13 protein-coding genes are annotated in these 15,194 nt (G+C 73.1%); 2 read left to right on the forward strand and 11 right to left on the reverse strand.

What is annotated here, in order from left to right; genetic code table 11:
• The 3 genes from ACZ7M7_RS27000 to ACZ7M7_RS27010 all read right to left on the reverse strand — a co-directional run bounded on the left by ACZ7M7_RS27000 (window position 1) and on the right by ACZ7M7_RS27010 (window position 2,971).
• Window positions 1–1,260 carry an SLC13 family permease gene (locus tag ACZ7M7_RS27000; RefSeq protein WP_472121696.1) on the reverse strand — a complete coding sequence of 420 codons (1,260 nt, stop codon included), beginning with the start codon at window positions 1,258–1,260 and terminating at the stop codon, window positions 1–3.
• A gap of 122 nt (window positions 1,261–1,382) precedes the next feature.
• Window positions 1,383–2,252 (reverse strand): LmeA family phospholipid-binding protein, encoded by an 870-nt coding sequence (locus ACZ7M7_RS27005; RefSeq protein ID WP_472120859.1) that lies wholly within the window; start codon window positions 2,250–2,252, stop codon window positions 1,383–1,385.
• 14 nt (window positions 2,253–2,266) lie between these two features.
• Window positions 2,267–2,971, reverse strand: coding sequence for a TetR/AcrR family transcriptional regulator (locus ACZ7M7_RS27010; RefSeq protein ID WP_472120862.1), 705 nt, complete (start codon window positions 2,969–2,971; stop codon window positions 2,267–2,269).
• A 120-nt stretch (window positions 2,972–3,091) separates the two neighbouring features.
• Between ACZ7M7_RS27010 and ACZ7M7_RS27015 the strand changes: the two genes are divergently transcribed.
• Window positions 3,092–4,738 carry an MFS transporter gene (locus ACZ7M7_RS27015; protein WP_472120865.1) on the forward strand — a complete coding sequence of 549 codons (1,647 nt, stop codon included), beginning with the start codon at window positions 3,092–3,094 and terminating at the stop codon, window positions 4,736–4,738.
• Window positions 4,739–4,849: 111 nt separating this feature from the next.
• Here the strand turns inward: ACZ7M7_RS27015 and ACZ7M7_RS27020 are convergent, their stop codons facing one another.
• The 6 genes from ACZ7M7_RS27020 to ACZ7M7_RS27045 all read right to left on the reverse strand — a co-directional run bounded on the left by ACZ7M7_RS27020 (window position 4,850) and on the right by ACZ7M7_RS27045 (window position 13,604).
• Window positions 4,850–5,506: a TetR/AcrR family transcriptional regulator gene (locus tag ACZ7M7_RS27020; protein ID WP_383613986.1), complete on the reverse strand. Its 657-nt coding sequence runs from the start codon at window positions 5,504–5,506 to the stop codon at window positions 4,850–4,852.
• Between the two features lie 92 nt (window positions 5,507–5,598).
• On the reverse strand, window positions 5,599–6,846 hold the full coding sequence (locus tag ACZ7M7_RS27025) for a sensor histidine kinase (RefSeq protein WP_383613989.1): 1,248 nt from the start codon (window positions 6,844–6,846) through the stop codon (window positions 5,599–5,601).
• A 123-nt stretch (window positions 6,847–6,969) separates the two neighbouring features.
• Window positions 6,970–9,180 carry an MMPL family transporter gene (locus tag ACZ7M7_RS27030; protein ID WP_472120867.1) on the reverse strand — a complete coding sequence of 737 codons (2,211 nt, stop codon included), beginning with the start codon at window positions 9,178–9,180 and terminating at the stop codon, window positions 6,970–6,972.
• A 210-nt stretch (window positions 9,181–9,390) separates the two neighbouring features.
• Window positions 9,391–10,674 carry a vWA domain-containing protein gene (locus ACZ7M7_RS27035; RefSeq protein ID WP_472120870.1) on the reverse strand — a complete coding sequence of 428 codons (1,284 nt, stop codon included), beginning with the start codon at window positions 10,672–10,674 and terminating at the stop codon, window positions 9,391–9,393.
• Window positions 10,675–10,913: 239 nt separating this feature from the next.
• A complete protein-coding gene (locus ACZ7M7_RS27040) occupies window positions 10,914–12,158 on the reverse strand; it encodes an AAA family ATPase (RefSeq protein WP_472120873.1) in 1,245 nt (414 codons plus the stop codon).
• A gap of 105 nt (window positions 12,159–12,263) precedes the next feature.
• Window positions 12,264–13,604, reverse strand: a complete 1,341-nt coding sequence (locus ACZ7M7_RS27045) for a hypothetical protein (protein ID WP_472121699.1) — start codon at window positions 13,602–13,604, stop codon at window positions 12,264–12,266.
• Window positions 13,605–13,893: 289 nt separating this feature from the next.
• On the opposite strand from ACZ7M7_RS27045, the gene ACZ7M7_RS27050 reads away from it, so the two are divergent.
• Window positions 13,894–14,118, forward strand: coding sequence for a cold-shock protein (locus ACZ7M7_RS27050; RefSeq protein ID WP_472120876.1), 225 nt, complete (start codon window positions 13,894–13,896; stop codon window positions 14,116–14,118).
• Between the two features lie 13 nt (window positions 14,119–14,131).
• Here the strand turns inward: ACZ7M7_RS27050 and ACZ7M7_RS27055 are convergent, their stop codons facing one another.
• Both ACZ7M7_RS27055 and ACZ7M7_RS27060 read right to left on the reverse strand, forming a co-directional pair.
• Window positions 14,132–14,659, reverse strand: a complete 528-nt coding sequence (locus ACZ7M7_RS27055; protein WP_472120879.1) for a hypothetical protein — start codon at window positions 14,657–14,659, stop codon at window positions 14,132–14,134.
• Window positions 14,643–15,134: an RNA polymerase sigma factor gene (locus ACZ7M7_RS27060; RefSeq protein ID WP_383614004.1), complete on the reverse strand. Its 492-nt coding sequence runs from the start codon at window positions 15,132–15,134 to the stop codon at window positions 14,643–14,645. Before ACZ7M7_RS27060 ends, ACZ7M7_RS27055 begins: the two co-directional genes overlap by 17 nt.
• Window positions 15,135–15,194 lie beyond the last annotated feature (60 nt).

A 15,194-nucleotide genomic window follows, 5' to 3' on the forward strand; every position in this document is an offset into this window, starting at 1 on the left:
TCAGCCTCCTCCGATCACGGCCAGTGAGGCCCACAGTGCCGGCACCGCGGCGAGGAGGCTCGCCGGTACGGCGTACAGACCGAGCCGGGTGAACTCCCCCAGCTCCACCTCCGCGTCATGCGCGTGGACGATACGCCGCCACAGCAGGGTGGCAAGCGAACCGGCGTAGGTGAGGTTGGGGCCGATGTTCACCCCGAGCAGCACCGCGAGGACCGCGCCGGGGCCGGAGTCGGTGGCCAGCGGCAGCAGGACCAGCACCGCGGGCAGGTTGTTGATGACGTTGGCCAGTACGGCGGCCAGCGCCGCGATCCCGAGCAGGGCCGCCAGCCCGGTGCCGTCGGGGATGAGATGGCCAAGGGCCGTGTCGAGTCCGTTGTCGACGACCGCGCGGACCACGATCCCGAGCGCCAGCACGAAGGCCAGGAACGGCACCGAGACGGACCGCAGCAGCGCCTTGGGGGATGTGCTGCGCCGCAGCAGGGCCCGCACGGCGAGGACCACCGCCCCGGCCAGGGCCGCCCAGGCCGGATCGATGCCGACGGCCGACGTCAGCACGAACCCGGCAAGCGTGCACCCCACGGTCACCAGGGCGAACAGCGGCAGTTCGGGGGCGTCGGCGGTGCGCGGGGCCTGTGCCCCGGCGTCCAGGTCGGTGGCGAAGAAGCGCCGGAAGACCACGTACTCCACGGCGATCGCGGCCACCCACGGCAGCGCCATCAGCGCGGCGAACCGGGTGAAGCTGAGCCCGCTGGCCGCGAACGCCAGCAGGTTGGTCAGGTTGGACACCGGCAGGAGCAGGGAGGCCGTGTTGGACAGGTGCGTGCAGGCGTAGACGTGCGGCTTGGGGCGGGCCCCGAGCCGGGCCGCCGTCGCGAACACCACCGGCGTGAGCAGCACCACCGTGGCGTCCAGGCTCAGTACGGCCGTGATCGCCGAAGCGGCCAGGAACACCTGCATCAGCAGGCGACGCGGCCGGCCGGCGGCCGTACGCGCCATCCATGCCCCGCAGGCCTGGAACAGCCCTTCGTCGTCGCAGAGTTGGGCGAGGACCAGGACGGCCGCGAGGAAGCCGATCACCGGCCCGAGCCGTTCGGCCTCGTCCAGCGCGTGGCCCGGGGAGATCGCGCCGGTCGCCACCACCAGCGCCGCGGCCGGTACGGCGACCACGGCCTCCGGCCAGTTGAAGGGACGGACGACGGCACAGACCAGCACGAGCACGAGCACGGCCACGGACAGCGTCTCGGCGAGCGGGGTGTTCAGGGTCGGTCCTTCCGTGCAGCGACGGCCGGGCCGCCGGTTGATCACGCCGCACGGTACTCCGTGAAGGTGAGCCGGACCTGACGCCGACTCCCCGACGCCCGCGGACCCACACCGGCGGACCGTCAGGCGTCGCCCTGCGACTCCTTCTCCGGCCGGAAGGTGACCGCGCGGCCCGAGAAGCGGGCGCTGAGGCCGTCGGCCGCAGGGGTGACCGAGCGCAGGTGCAGCCCTTCAGGGATGTTCCGCAGCTGGATCGGCCGCTCGAAGACCTTGTCGAGGACCGCGCTCCCGACGGCCGGCAACGCCCCGCCCGAGACGGTGAAGTCATCGAAGGCGATGCGGTTCGCGGAGTCCGCCGAGACGGTCGTCGTCACGGTGACCTCTTCGCCGAGGGGCAGGAGGACGGCCGCGCTCACCCGGCCCGGACGGCGGCCCTGGGAGATCTCCAGCCCGAGCGCGTTCGAGACGTCCGCGTACGACAGGAAGGCGGTGGCCTGCGCGCTGCGGGCCCGTGCCTCGCTGTCGTCGTCGGACTTCGTCAACCCGTTGAGCTGGAGGGAGAGTTCGCTCACCGGCAGCGGGCGCGTGGTCCCGCGGGCCGGTATGTCGTGGGCGGTGATGTCGACGTGGTCCAGGGTGCCGGACGCCGCCTGCGTCACGACGGGGAAGCCGCGGACGTGCACCTCCGGCTCGACGGGTGTGTCCATGCCCTCCTGGAACGCCTTCGCCGTACGTGACTCGATGCGCGCCGCCACGAACCGGTCGGCGGCGACGGGGAGGAGGGTCAGCGTGAGCAGGGCGGCGACGGCGACGGCGGTGACTCGTCGTGCGCCGCGGCGGGGACGGGGGCGGTGGGGCTCGTTCGGATCCATCGGCTCGTGCGGGGGGTACGGCTCGTAGGGCTCGTACGCCGACTCGTAGGCGTAGTCGGGGTTGTGGTCATCGTCGGGGCCGTAGTCGTGGTCGTGTCCGTGCTGTTGGGACCGGCGCATGCGCGGTGGCCTCCTCAGTGGGGTCGGTGGGGCGGACGGATCCGGTCGGTGGCGTGCAGCCGCCGGACCGTGACGGCGGCTGTGTCGCTGTCGACTCCGGCGGCGATCAGCGCGGCGGTGGCGGCACCCGTGCCGTCGTCGGCCCAGATCCCGGAGTTGACCATGCCGAGCAGGGCGAGCAGATGGGCCTCGATGGCGCCGCTGAGCGGGCCGGGCGGTACGGCGCCGTGGAAGACGCCCTGGCGCTGCCCCTCGGCGAGGATGCCGGCGACCCGCTCGCGGGCCGGGGAGAGGAGGTCGCTCACCTGCTCGCTGCCCAGGTCCTGGCGGGCGAGGCCCATCAGCGTGCGGTAGCAGTCGCCGACCGGCCACAGGGTGAGGACGAAGTGGGCAAGGTCACGCGCGGGGTCGGGGTCGCGGTCGCGGTCGGGGTCGGGTGCGCCCGGGCCGGCTCCACTCGTTTCGGCGCCGCTCGTGTCGGCGACGGCAAGGCGTATCGCCTCCGCCGCCTCCCCCGCGAGCCCCTCCACCAGTGCCGCCCGGCCGGTGAAGTGCGTGTAGACGGTGCGCCGTGCCACCCCGGCGGCTTCAGCGATGTCGCCGAGGCTGCAGTCGGCGTTGCGGCCCAGTTCCCGCAGGGCCGCGTCCAGGATGCGGGCGCGCGTGGCACGCGTCGTACGGCGGCGGCGTACGGGGCTCGGGGCTGTCGGGCTGGTCACGTCGGCACCTCGGTGCGGAGGGAGGGGTTCGGTGGGCTCACCGCGATATTTGCACACCGACGGGCAAGAAACTAGTCTGCTCAGTGATGTGCAAATAACTCACCTCCCCTGGGAGTCCCCGTGCCCTTCCTTGCCACCACACCCGTCGAGAAGATGACCGGGCCGTACACACGGCGCTGGTGGGCACTGCTCGTGCTCTGCCTGAGCCTGCTGATCGTCGTCATGGCCAACACGTCGCTGATCGTGGCCGCGCCCGACATGACCCGGGATCTGGACCTCACCAGCAGCGACCTGCAGTGGGTCATCGACGGCTACACCGTCCCGTACGCGGCGCTGATGCTCGTCCTGGGCGCGATCGGCGACAAATACAGCCGCCGCGGCGCCCTGATCGTGGGCCTGCTGATCTTCGCGGGCGGATCGGTGATGGGCAGCCTGGTCGACGAGACCGCGCTCGTCATCACCGCCCGCGCGGTCATGGGCGTCGGTGCCGCCGTCGTCATGCCGGCCACCCTGTCCCTGCTGGTCGCGATCTTCCCTCGCGGTGAGCGCGCCAAGGCCATCACGGGCTGGACCGCCACCTCGGGCCTCGCCATCGCCGTGGGCCCGCTGGTCGCCGGCTGGCTTCTGGAGGACCACGCCTGGGGGTCGACCTTCCTGATCAACGTGCCCATCGCGATCGTCGCCGTCGTCGGCGCGCTGGCACTCGTACCGCCGTCGAAGGCAGCGGGCATGGGCCGGATCGACTACGTCGGCGGGTTGCTGTCCATCGTCTCCGTCGGCTCGCTCGTCTACGCGGCCATCGAGGGCCCGCACTTCGGCTGGGGCGCCGGCCCGATCGCCGCGGCCGTGGCCGCCGGTGTCGGACTGCTGGCCTTCGTCGCCTGGGAGCTGCGCCACCCGCACCCGATGCTGGACGTGCGCAAGTTCGCCCAGCGGCCCTTCAGCGGCTCGATGCTCGCGGTGCTGTTCTTCTTCTTCGGCACCTTCGGCTCGCTCTACTACGCCACCCAGTACCTCCAGTTCGTCCTCGGGTACGGCGCGCTGGAGACCGGCGTACGGCTGCTGCCGCTGGCCGGCGCCGTGTTCGCCGGCGCCGCGGTGACCGGGCGGCTGACCCCGAAGCTCGGCGTGAAGGCCATGGTCGTCGCCGGCATGGTGATCGGCACGGCGGGCGTCCTCCTGCTCACGCGGATCGAGTCGGGCTCGACGTACACCGACTTCCTGGCGTCGCTGATCATGCTGGGCTTCGCGATCGGCCTGAGCGTGTCCCCGGCCACCGACACGATCATGGGCTCCTTCCCCGAGTCCGAGCTGGGCGTCGGCGGCGGTGCGAACGACACCTCGCTGGAGCTGGGCGGTGCCCTCGGCATCGCGATCCTCGGCTCACTGCTGGGAACGGCGTACCGCGACAAGCTCTCGGACCTGATCGGCGGTCAGCTGCCGCACTCCGCGCTGGAGACGGCCAAGGACTCGGTGGGCGGCGGACTCGCGGTGGCCCAGGAGGTGGCGAAGAACCCGGCCGGCGGCGTCCAGCAGGCCCAGGCCCTCGTCGACGCCGTCCACGAGGCCTTCGCCCACGGCGTCGCCCGGACCAGCCTGACCGGCGGGATCATCATGGCCGCCGGCACGCTGATCGTCCTCGCCGTCCTGCCCGGCCACCGCAAGGCGGGCAAGCACCGCCCGGAGGACGCGCAGGAGAAGCCCGAGCCCCAGGAGACGCAGGAGACCCGCGACTCGCAGGAGGCTCACACGGGCGGCGTCGCCTGAGACGCAGCCACCCCTGAACGGGCCGTGCCTTGAGCGGCACACGGCCCCGGACGGTGCCGGGAGGGGACGCCCGGCACCGTCCTTCCCCTGTCAGAAGGGGGATACGACGGCTCAGTCGTCGGCCGCGTCCGGCACCGGGGCCACCGTCGGCGCGACCGCCTCCGCCACCGCCCGCGCCCGTTCCTCCGGCACGCCGGCCGCGATGAGGGTGACGATGGCGACGCGGGTGCCGTCGTCCTCCAGCACTCCGGTGTTGACCGACTCCAGCAGCGCGACCGTCATCGCCTCCAGCCCGGCGCTGAGCGCGGCGGCCGGCAGGTGGGTGTGGAAGACGCCGTCCCGCTGGCCCCGCTCCAGGATGGCCGTGGCCGTGGCGCGGGCCGGGGCCAGCACCTCGGCCACCCGTTCCGCACCCAGGTCGCGCTGGGCCAGCGCCAGCAGCAGGCGGTAGCGGTCGCCCACGGGCCACATCGAGAAGGCGAGCCGGGCGAGCGACCGCTCGGCGGGCTCCCCTTCAGCGGCCTGCACACCGGAGGCCAGCGCACTGCGCAGACTCTCGGAGGCCTCCTCGGCGAGGGCTTCCAACAGCGCCTCGCGCCCGGGGAAGTGGCCGAAGAGGGTCCGCCGTACGACACCCGCGGCGCGCGCCAGCTCCTCCAGCGTGACGTCCGGGTTCCGGCCGAACTCCCGGCGGGCCGTGGCCAGGATGCGCGCCCGGTTGGCCCGCGCGTTGCGGCGCAGGGGCTCGCGGGCGACGGGCTTGGTCACGGAAACCTCGATGGATCAGCGCGGAGCAGGTGGGACACCGTGCGGACACGGACGTGGAGCACCGGCATTCTCGCACGGAGGGCACCGGCCACTCATGGGGTCGCCCGCTCCCCGGCACCGTACGGCTGCAGGGGCAGGGCGGTCGCGACCTCGAAGCCGCCCTCGGGGCGCGGGCCCGCGTGGAGTTCGCCGCCGATGGAGTGGGCCCGCTCGCGCATGCCCATGACGCCGAAGCCGTGGAGCGCCCCGGTCCCGGGAGCGGGGCCGGCACCGGCTGCGGCGGGGCCGTCGTTGACGACCGTGATCAGCAGCCGGGAGTCGGAGTAGCCGATCCGTACGGTCGCGGCTTCCGCGGTGGCGTGCTTGGTGACGTTGGTGAGCGCCTCCTGCACGATCCGGAACGCGGTCAGGTCCACACCGGGGGACAGCGGCTGCGGCTCCCCCTCCGTGGTCACCGTGACGGTGACCCCCGCCGACGCGCACGCCGAGACCAGCTCGGGCAGCCGGGCAAGCCCCGGGGACGGTTCCAGGGGGGCGGAGTCCGGGTCGCCGTTCTGCCGCAGCAGGCCCAGTGTGGCCTTCAGTTCGCGCAGCGCGGAGGACGTCGTCCCGGTCAGGTCGGTGAGGATCTTCTGCGACTGCTCGGGGCTGGTGAGCACCAGGTGCGCGGCCGTGCCGGCCTGGGCATTGGCCAGGGCAAGGTGATGGGCGACGACGTCGTGCAGCTCGCGGGCGATCCGCATCCGCTCCTCGGTGACCCGCAGCCGGGCCTCCTCCTCCCGGGTGCGCTCGGCATGCTCGGCACGGGCCTGCACGGCCTGGAGGTAGGCGCGCCGCAGCCGCGTCATGTTGCCGGCGGCGAGGGGCAGCAGCAGCCAGAAGAACGGGCCGATCGTTCTGAGCAGCAGCGAGAGGTGGTCCATGCTGTCGGAGATCGCCGCCGCGACGGTCACGGCCACCATGGTCGCGACGCCGTAGGCGCGGGTCGTCGGGCGGTCGGTGAGGGTGGCCAGCCAGTACAGCGCCCCCATGACGGGCGCCAGCAACAGCGGGGTGAGCAGATACCCCAGCGCGATGACGGTCACCGTGCAGGCGGCGGCCACGACGACGGCGACGCGCGGATGCCTGCGGTGCTTCAGCAGGGCGAGGCAGGCCACCCCCATGAAGGCGACGGCGGTCCTGTCCTGGTCCGGCGGGTCGGCACCGGGCAGGGTGAGCATGCTGCCGAGGGACGCGCAGCCCATCAGCGCCGCGACCAGCACCACGTCGACGACATGGGGGTGGCGGTCCGAGAACTCCTCGATGCGGTCCGCGTAGCGCCGCTCCGGGCTGGTGCTCATGATGCTCTCCGGTCGGTCGGCTGGGTCCATGGTGAACGCCTGCGGGTACGGACGGTACGAACGGCCGACGGGACCGCCCGTGTCCTTCGTCACGGACGGTCCCGGTGGGGGTGGGCGGGCAGATCAGGTGCGCGCCGCCACCGGCTCGGCCGCCTCGCTCGGGGCGGGTTCCGCCGCGGACCGCCCGCTGAGCGCCTCCCCCTCCACGTCGACCCGGGGCAGGATCCGGTCCAGCCACTTCGGCAGCCACCAGGCCTTGTCGCCGAGCAGCGCGAGCACCGCGGGCACGATCGCCATCCGTACGACGAACGCGTCGAAGAGCACGGCGGAGGCGAGCCCGAACCCGATCATCTTGATCATGGAGTCGCTCTCCCCGACGAACCCGGCGAAGACCGCGATCATGATCAGGGCGGCGGCCACGACCACGCGGGCACTGTGCCGGAAGCCGGACGTGACCGCCTGGCCGGGCGATTCACCGTGGACGTACGCCTCCCGCATCCGCGAGACGAGGAAGACCTCGTAGTCCATGGCGAGCCCGAAGACGATGCCCACCAGGAAGATCGGCATCAGGCTCATGATCGGCCCGGTCTGCTCCACGCCCAGCAGTTCGGCGCCGTGCCCCTGCTGGAAGACCACGACGACCGCGCCGAGCGAGGCCAGCACCGACAGCAGGAAGCCGAGGGCCGCCTTCAACGGCACGAGCAGCGACCGGAAGACCACCATCAGCAGCAAGATCGCCAGCCCGACCACGACGATCAGATACGGGACCAGGGCGGCCTGCACCTTGTCGGCGATGTCGATGTTCATCGCGGTGGTGCCGGTGACCTCGAAGGTGGCCCCCGTCCCGGCCTCGACTCCGTCCCGCTCGCCCCGGATGGTGGTCACCAGGTCCTTGGTCTTCTCGTCGGTCGGCGCGGTGGACGGCACGACCGAGAAGACGGCGGTGTCCCCGGCCTCGTTGAAGCGGGCGGGGGAGACGGACACGACCCCCTTCGTGCCGCCGATCTCCTCGGAGATCGTGCTGACGGCGCCCTTCGGATCCGCGTCCCCCTTGGCGTCCACGACGACGGTCAACGGCCCGTTGAAGCCCGGCCCGAAGGCGTCGGCGAGCGCGTCGTAGGCCCGCCGTTCGGTGGTGGAGGTCGACTTGGCCTCGTCACCGGGCATGCCCAGCTGCAGTTCCGTCATCGGCACGGCGAGCGCCCCGAGCCCCACGACGCCGAGGAGCAGCACGGGCAGGGGCCGGCGCAGCACGAACCGCGCCCAGCGGGTGCCGCCGTTGCTGTCGGCGCTCTCCTCGATACGGCCGCTCTTGCGGGCCCGCCGCGACAGCACCGCGTTCGGCCAGAAGCCGAGGAAGGCCGGGACCAGCGTCAGCGCGATCAGTACGCCGACGACGACCGCGCCCGCCGCGGCCAGGCCCATCTTGGTGAGCATCGGGATGCCGACCACCGCGAGCCCGGCGAGCGCGATCACGACGGTGAGCCCGGCGAAGACGACCGCCGAGCCGGCCGTGCCGACGGCCATCCCGACCGCCTCCTGCGGCGTACGGCCCTTGGCGCGCTCCTCCCGGTACCGCGAGACGACGAACAGGGCGTAGTCGATACCGACGGCCAGGCCCAGCATCATGGCGAGGGTGCCGGTCGTGGTGGACAGGCCGAGCGCGCTCGACAGCGCGAGGATCGTGGCCATGCTGACGCCGACGCCGATGACGGCCGTCAGCAGCGGCAGCCCGGCGGCGGCGAGGGACCCGAAGGTGACGAGCAGGACGACGGCGGCAATGGCGACGCCGATGACCTCGGCCGCCCCGCCCGGACCACCGCCGTCGTCCATCGCGGTCCCGCCGGCCTCGACGGTCAGCCCCGACTCCTGGGCCTGCGTCAGCGTCCGCTCCAGATGCGCCTTGCTCGCGTCGGTGAGGTCACTCGCCCCGACCTTGTAGGTGACGGTCGAGTACGCCGTCGTGCCGTCCTTGCTGACGGCCTGCGCCCGGAACGGGTCGACGGCACTCGCGACCTGCGACCCGTCACCGAGTTCGGCCACGGCGTCCTCGACGGCCTTCTTGTTCTCGGCGGCGGTCACCTTCTCGCCGCCCGGCGCGACGAAGACGACCCGCGCGGTGGCGCCGTCCGCCGTCGCCCCCGGGAAGCGCTCCTCCATCAGGTCGAACGCCTTCTGCGACTCGATGCCCGGCATCGAGAACTCCTCGTCGACGGCGCCCGGGGCCTTCAGGGCACCCAGTCCGACGGCGGCCAGGACGGCCGCCCAGACCAGGGCGACGTACCAGCGCCGCCGGAAGGCCAGACGGCCCACTCGATACAGGAAAGTAGCCACGGCAGGGGGTCTCCACATCTGGGACTCGAACGTGTGCCCAGGCTGTCCGGAGCGGGGGTGCCCTGTCGTCGTGCGGCTGCCGACAATCGGGGGTACTGAGAACGCAGTACGGCGCGGAGGCGGGTCAGCCGTGGGTACGACGGGCCACGCCCCGGTTCTCACCCCGGGGTCTCACGCCCGTGCCTCCCACCTGTGCCTCCGGCCCGGGGCTCACCGGCCCGCTCCCACCGACCCGATCTCGACCACGCGCGCCCACGCCGGCGGTGCGTCCGGTACGTACTCGGGATCGTCCTCGTCCCAGGAGCGGGGCGTCCGGTGCCGGGGGAACAGCCCCACCACGGTCCGGCACGGCGGCCGTGTGCTCGGCCAGGGTGTCTGGCCGTCGGTCAGGGCCACGACGACATCGGGCCGGGGCTGCGCGCGCAGTGCCCTGGCGAAGCCCGCGCGCAGATCCGTTCCCCCGCCCCCGACCAGCGGAATCCCCTCGGCACGGCACACCCGGTGCACGCTCCCGGCCGCAGCGTCGCACGGCACCACACCGACCAGGTCCCGGCGCCCGCCCACGGCCCGGGAGATCGCGGCGACCTCCAGCAGGGCGCTGCCCAGTTCGGCGTCGCTGACCGAGCCGGAGGTGTCGATGACGACACAGACGCGGGGCGGCCTGCGCCGCAGGCTCGGCAGGACGGCGCCGGGCACCGAGGCGGAGCGGCGCGACGGGCGGCCGTAGGTGTAGTCCTCGCCGACACCGGGGCCACCGGCGGCCGACCGCACGGCCGCCCCCAGCAACTCCCGCCAGGGCTGCGGCGGATGGAACGCCTCCTCGGCCCACCGCTGCCATCCCTGCGAGGCGCTGCCCGGCCGCCCGGTGATGCCCTGCGCGACCCGGAACCGGACGGCGTCGCGTTCCTGCGCGCTCAGCCCCTGCGCGCCGTCCGCCCCCAGATCCCACTCCCGCTCCAGGCCGTCGGCCCCGCTGCCGCAGTCCAGCCAGGCGAGATCCTGCGTACGCGGTCCCAGCCGGAACTGCCGCAGGTAGTCCTCCATGAGCTCGCCCTCGGGCAGTTGCAGCGTCGCCGGTTCGACGGCGCCGTCGGGCCGGGCGAGCCCGTCGCCGTAGACGTCGTCGTTGATCTCGCAGTCCGCGGCGATGTTCATCCGCAGCCGCTCCCCGGGGCCCGTCAGCCCGCGCTCACGCGCCACCCGGTCGCCGCGCCCGTGATGATCCCGCAGCAGATGCGACACCTCGTGCACCCACACCCCGGCCAACTCCTCCACCGGTGTCCGCGCCACGAACCCCGGCGACACATAGCACCGCCAGTGCCGGTCCACCGCCATCGTCGGCACCCGCCACGACTCGACCACGTGCAGGGCAAAGAGGGCCGTGGCCAGGTAGGGGCGAACCCGAGCGGCATGGAGGCGGGCGGCGAAGAGCTTTTCCCGGTCCAGGGGGTGGGGTGGCGGGTGGGGGGTGGGTGACGGGTCGCTGCCGCTCATCGGTCCCGCCTCCGCGGCCCCGGGCACCTCCCGGCGCGCCCCCGCCTCACCCCCGCTCACCGACCCGCCCTGCGCAGGCTGCAAGGCGTCACGACAGGCCCCGGCCGGATCCGCAGCCCTCGACGACTCCACCCCACCGGACCGCAGCGGCTGAGCGAGTGCCCCCTGCGAACTCACGCTCGACGTCCCCACGTTCACGGCCCCAGGCACATCCCGGCGTGACCCCGCCTCACCCCCGCTCATCGCCGCCCCGCCTGCGCCGCGACCGCCGCTGTCCGTGCCGCCGTGTGATCGGCGCGTCGGGACAGGGACACCACTCCGGCGAGCCGGTCGATGGTGGCCGGTACGTCCCAGTGCTCCTGGCGGAGGGAGGCGAGTGTGGTGGCGGGGACGACGACGAGGTCCGGGGGGCCGGTTTCCACGGCTCGGACCAGGAGCGCCCAGGCCGCGTCCCAGCGGGACTTGTCCGGCCGTGCCCGAACCGCCTCGACCACCCCGTCCAGCGCGGCCTGCCGCAGATCCCCCCGCTCGGGCAGCTCGGCCCCCGCGGGGTCGGCCAGGAGCAGTTCGGGGTCCGGCAGATCCATCCGGTCCACGCTCGCCAGCAGCTCCAGGCCCGGCCCGTCCCCCACCGTGCCCCGCACCAGCAGGGAGAGCACCTCCCGCGAGGCCCCGGCAGCGGTGGCGAAGGCGACCAGGCACTGTGTCATCTCCCAACTCCGGGGCGAGGGCCACGGCCCACCCCGCCGCGCCTCGCCGCTCGGCAACCGGTGCACCAGCCCCGGCCGCCCGGAGAGCAACCCGCACACGGCGCGCCGGGCGAAGTCCACGGCCCCCGCCAGCTTCTCCGGGTCCAGCCGCGGCAGGGTCGCCCGTGGCCAGGTGCCACCCAGTCCGCGTACGACGACCTCGTGGTCGTGGGTCCACTGCAGATGCACGAACCGGTTGGCCAGCGGCGCGCTCAGCTCCCACCCGTCCGCCGCCGAGGACCGCGGGTTGGCGGCTGCCACGATCCGCACGCCCGGCGGCAGCCGCAACGCCCCGATCCGCCGCTCCAGCACCAGCCGCAGCAGCGCGGCCTGGACGGCCGGCGGCGCGGTCGACAACTCGTCCAGGAACAGCAGCCCCCGCCCGGCCTTCACCAGCCGTACGGCCCAGTCCGGCGGCGCCATCGGAACTCCCTGTTCCGCGGGGTCGTCGCCGACGACGGGCAACCCCGAGAAGTCGGAGGGTTCGTGGACGCTGGCGATCACCGTGGTCAGCGGAAGGCCCAGGGTGTCGGCGAGTTGGGTGAGCGCGGCGGTCTTGCCGATCCCCGGCTCACCCCACAAAAGGACGGGCAGGTCGGCGGCCACGGCCAGGGTGAGGGCCTCCAGTTGAACGTCGGGGCGGGGTTCGGTGGTGGTGTCACGGAGGAGGTTCAACAGGTCGGCAGCGACATCGAGTTGGGACACAGCGGGCTCGTTCCGGGTGCATGTGGGCATGTGAGGTCACCTGTGGGTCTCGTGAGAGGTGGGCGGGTGGTGGGGCGAGGTGAGGTGAGGTGCGAGGGCGTATCGAGGCCCGGGGAGATGCCGTGCGGCGCGGGGTCAGCGACGTGCCGCGTGCCGTGGATGCCCGCGCTGCTCACGGGGCCGGCCACGCTCGTCGTACCGGACCCGGCCCGGACCGGGACCGATCAACCCGGCCCGGAAGAGCCCGTAGGTCAGACGCCGGCGCGCAGCGGCCTGCAGCTCGTCCCGCAACGCACCGTCACGCAGCACCGCGTCCGGACCCAACAGCCCCTCGACGACCGCCAGCGCCCCGGCGGTGTCGCCGTGACAGAGCCGTTCGCGGACATCGGGCAGACACTCCGGATGCCGGTACGCCTCGTCGATGGCCTGGAGACAGGGCAGCGGCGTGCCGCTGAGGGAGGCCAGCAGTTCTTCCCGCCGGATCTCGGCGGGGTCGTGGTCGAGCGGAGCCAGCACCCCGTCGACCAGACCGATCCGATGCCTGGCCCCCCGGCACTCGACGAGGCGTGGTTGCCCTGCCCGGTCCGGAGCCGGGGACGGCCGTGCCGGCGGCGGACGATCCGGTACGAGGGCCGGGGCGACCAGCGGATGCAGCCGATCGGCGTCGACCGCACCGACGCGCAGCAACTCCAGGTCGGGCAGCACCCAGGTCGCCGCGTCGGGCAACACCGGAAGCGCACCGTGACTCCGCCTGGTGGACGCCGCGATCCGCATCACCGCCGGCCCGGCGTCACCGAACTCGTCCCCGTTGCCGCCCCGCTCGCCCTCCAGTTCCAGGACCAGCCGATGCCGTCCCCCCAGCCGCACGAGCACGGCCCCAACGGACCGCCCCTCGGCGCGAAGCAGCAACCGCGCCTCGTCGGCCCACCGGTCAACGGCACAGCCACGCCCGTACGGCAAAGGCCCGGGCAGATCCGGATCCAGCCCGGGCCGGTCACCGTCGGGCAGCCCCCCACCGGCCCGTATCCGCAGCTCACCGACCCGCCGCGCATCCCACAGATGGCGGTGCAGATCGAAGCGGAACCGCCGGCTGGGACGCGGATGCGGGTGTGTGGTGCGGGGGTTCGCAGCCCTTTCCCACAGCCCGAGACTGATCCGCTGCCCGGCATCGGCCCAAGCGGGAGGAGTCCGCACGACGAGGTGCAGGAGACCTTTGCAACCCCGTTCCCCGCCACCGTACTTGGCCAGCGCGAGAGTCAGCCCCGGCCGCAACAGCCCGTCGGGCGCGATCCTCGGCATGTGCCAGCGCAGCAGGTCGGGAGCGAGGTGCCGTAGGTCGCTGCGAAGGCGGGCGGCGGTTTCCCGACCGTGATCCCGCGCCACGGAACGCAGATCGAGATCGACATCGACGCCGGCGGCGGCACAGGCCCCCGCCCAGTCCCCCGCCAGCCGGCGCGCGGTGGCGGTCTCGATCATGGCGGCCGGCACGGCGAACTCCCGCACACGGGGCCAGAAGGAAAGCAAGGAAGGCGGGGAAGGCGGGGAAGGCCGGGAGAGAAAGGCAGAGACAGGAGGCTCGGAGAGCCGGGTGTTCCCGTTCGCGATCTGAGTACTCATCAGCACTCACCTTGCGCGGACGGGTCCCCCAATCTGTGAACAGAGTGAGTCGTCATCGCGGGCGAGCGTAACGCGACCCGCGCAGCGCCGCGAGGCATTTTCCGCACCGGGCGCCGGCCATGGTCGTGGCGGAACGTAGGCTCGCGCCATGGTGATTGCGACGGTTCGTGAGTGGAGCGACGAGGAAGGGTGGGGTGTGCTCGACTCGCCCGAGACTCCGGGTGGTTGCTTCGGCCACTACTCGGACATCCAGGTGACCGGGTTCCGCACGCTGTCGCCCGGGCAGCAGGTCGACCTCACGTGGGAAGCCCCCGGATTCAAGCAGGACGGCTACGACTACCGCGCGGTGAGCATCGTGCCTCGGACCGACTGACACGCGCACCCGGCTAACGCCCCGGCGTGGCCGTCACGTTCACCGTCACCCCGCCCGTGGTCGGATCCACCGACGCGACCGCCCCTTCCGGCGTAGGTGTCGACGACGGGGCGGCCGTGGGCAGGCGCGAACTGCCGGGCGTGCGGGAGTCGGTGGCGCGGGCGGTCGGGGTGGGCAGGGCAGTCGTGTCGTCCGATGGCACCGTCGGCGTCGGTGAGGTCGAGCGCGGCGGCGACGGGGACGGGGTGGGAGGCGTCGTGCGGTCGGTCGCGGGCGGGGGCGCGAGCGGGGGCGCAGGGGCGGGCGGGGCGTCGGAGCTTCCCGAGGTGAGCGGGATGGCGACCAGGAGCGCCGCGGCGCAGGTCACGGCCGCCCCGATCGACGCACGGACGAGTCGGCGGCGTGCGGCCCGGCGGCGGATGGACCGGTAGCTGCCGGAGGGTGGGGCGAGGTAGTCCGTGGCGGGGCGGAGGATCACCGCGAGCGGGTCTTCGGGGGACAACTCCGGACCGTCCGCGTCTTCGTCAAAGCGTGTGGTCAAGGCTTCTCCTCAGGTGGACGCGGAGCAGTTCGCGGGCCGCGTGGAGGTCGGCCTTGACGGTTCCTTCCTTTCGTCCGGTCAGCACGGACACCTCCCGGATCGGCATGTCAGCGTAGTAGTGGAGCAGGATCGGGACGCGGAGGCGTTCGGGGAGGGACTGGACCAGCAGGCGTACGGACGGGTCCTCCTGCTCGGTGTGGGAGTTGACCGCGGCTTCCGTCGTGGCCCGGCGCATCGCCCGCCGTTCGCGCTCCAGCTTGCGCCAGTGGTCCCGGACCAGGTTCGCCGCGGTGACGTAGAGGAACCCGCGCGGCTCCTCCACCCGGCTCCAGCGCGCCCAGAGCCGGGTGAAGGCCTCCGAGGCGATCTCGTGGGCCGTCTCGTCGTCGTCGACGAGACGGCGGCACCAGCCGGCCAGGCGTGGGTAGAGGGCGGCGAACAGCTCGGACGCTGCCTTGTCGCGGGACCGTTTCAACGCTCTCCATGGTCGTGAGGAACTTGCGCGGCACTGAGAGGGATGCCGGGCCGGCGGCGT

It is taken from the genome of Streptomyces sp. NPDC111606 (assembly GCF_055656945.1).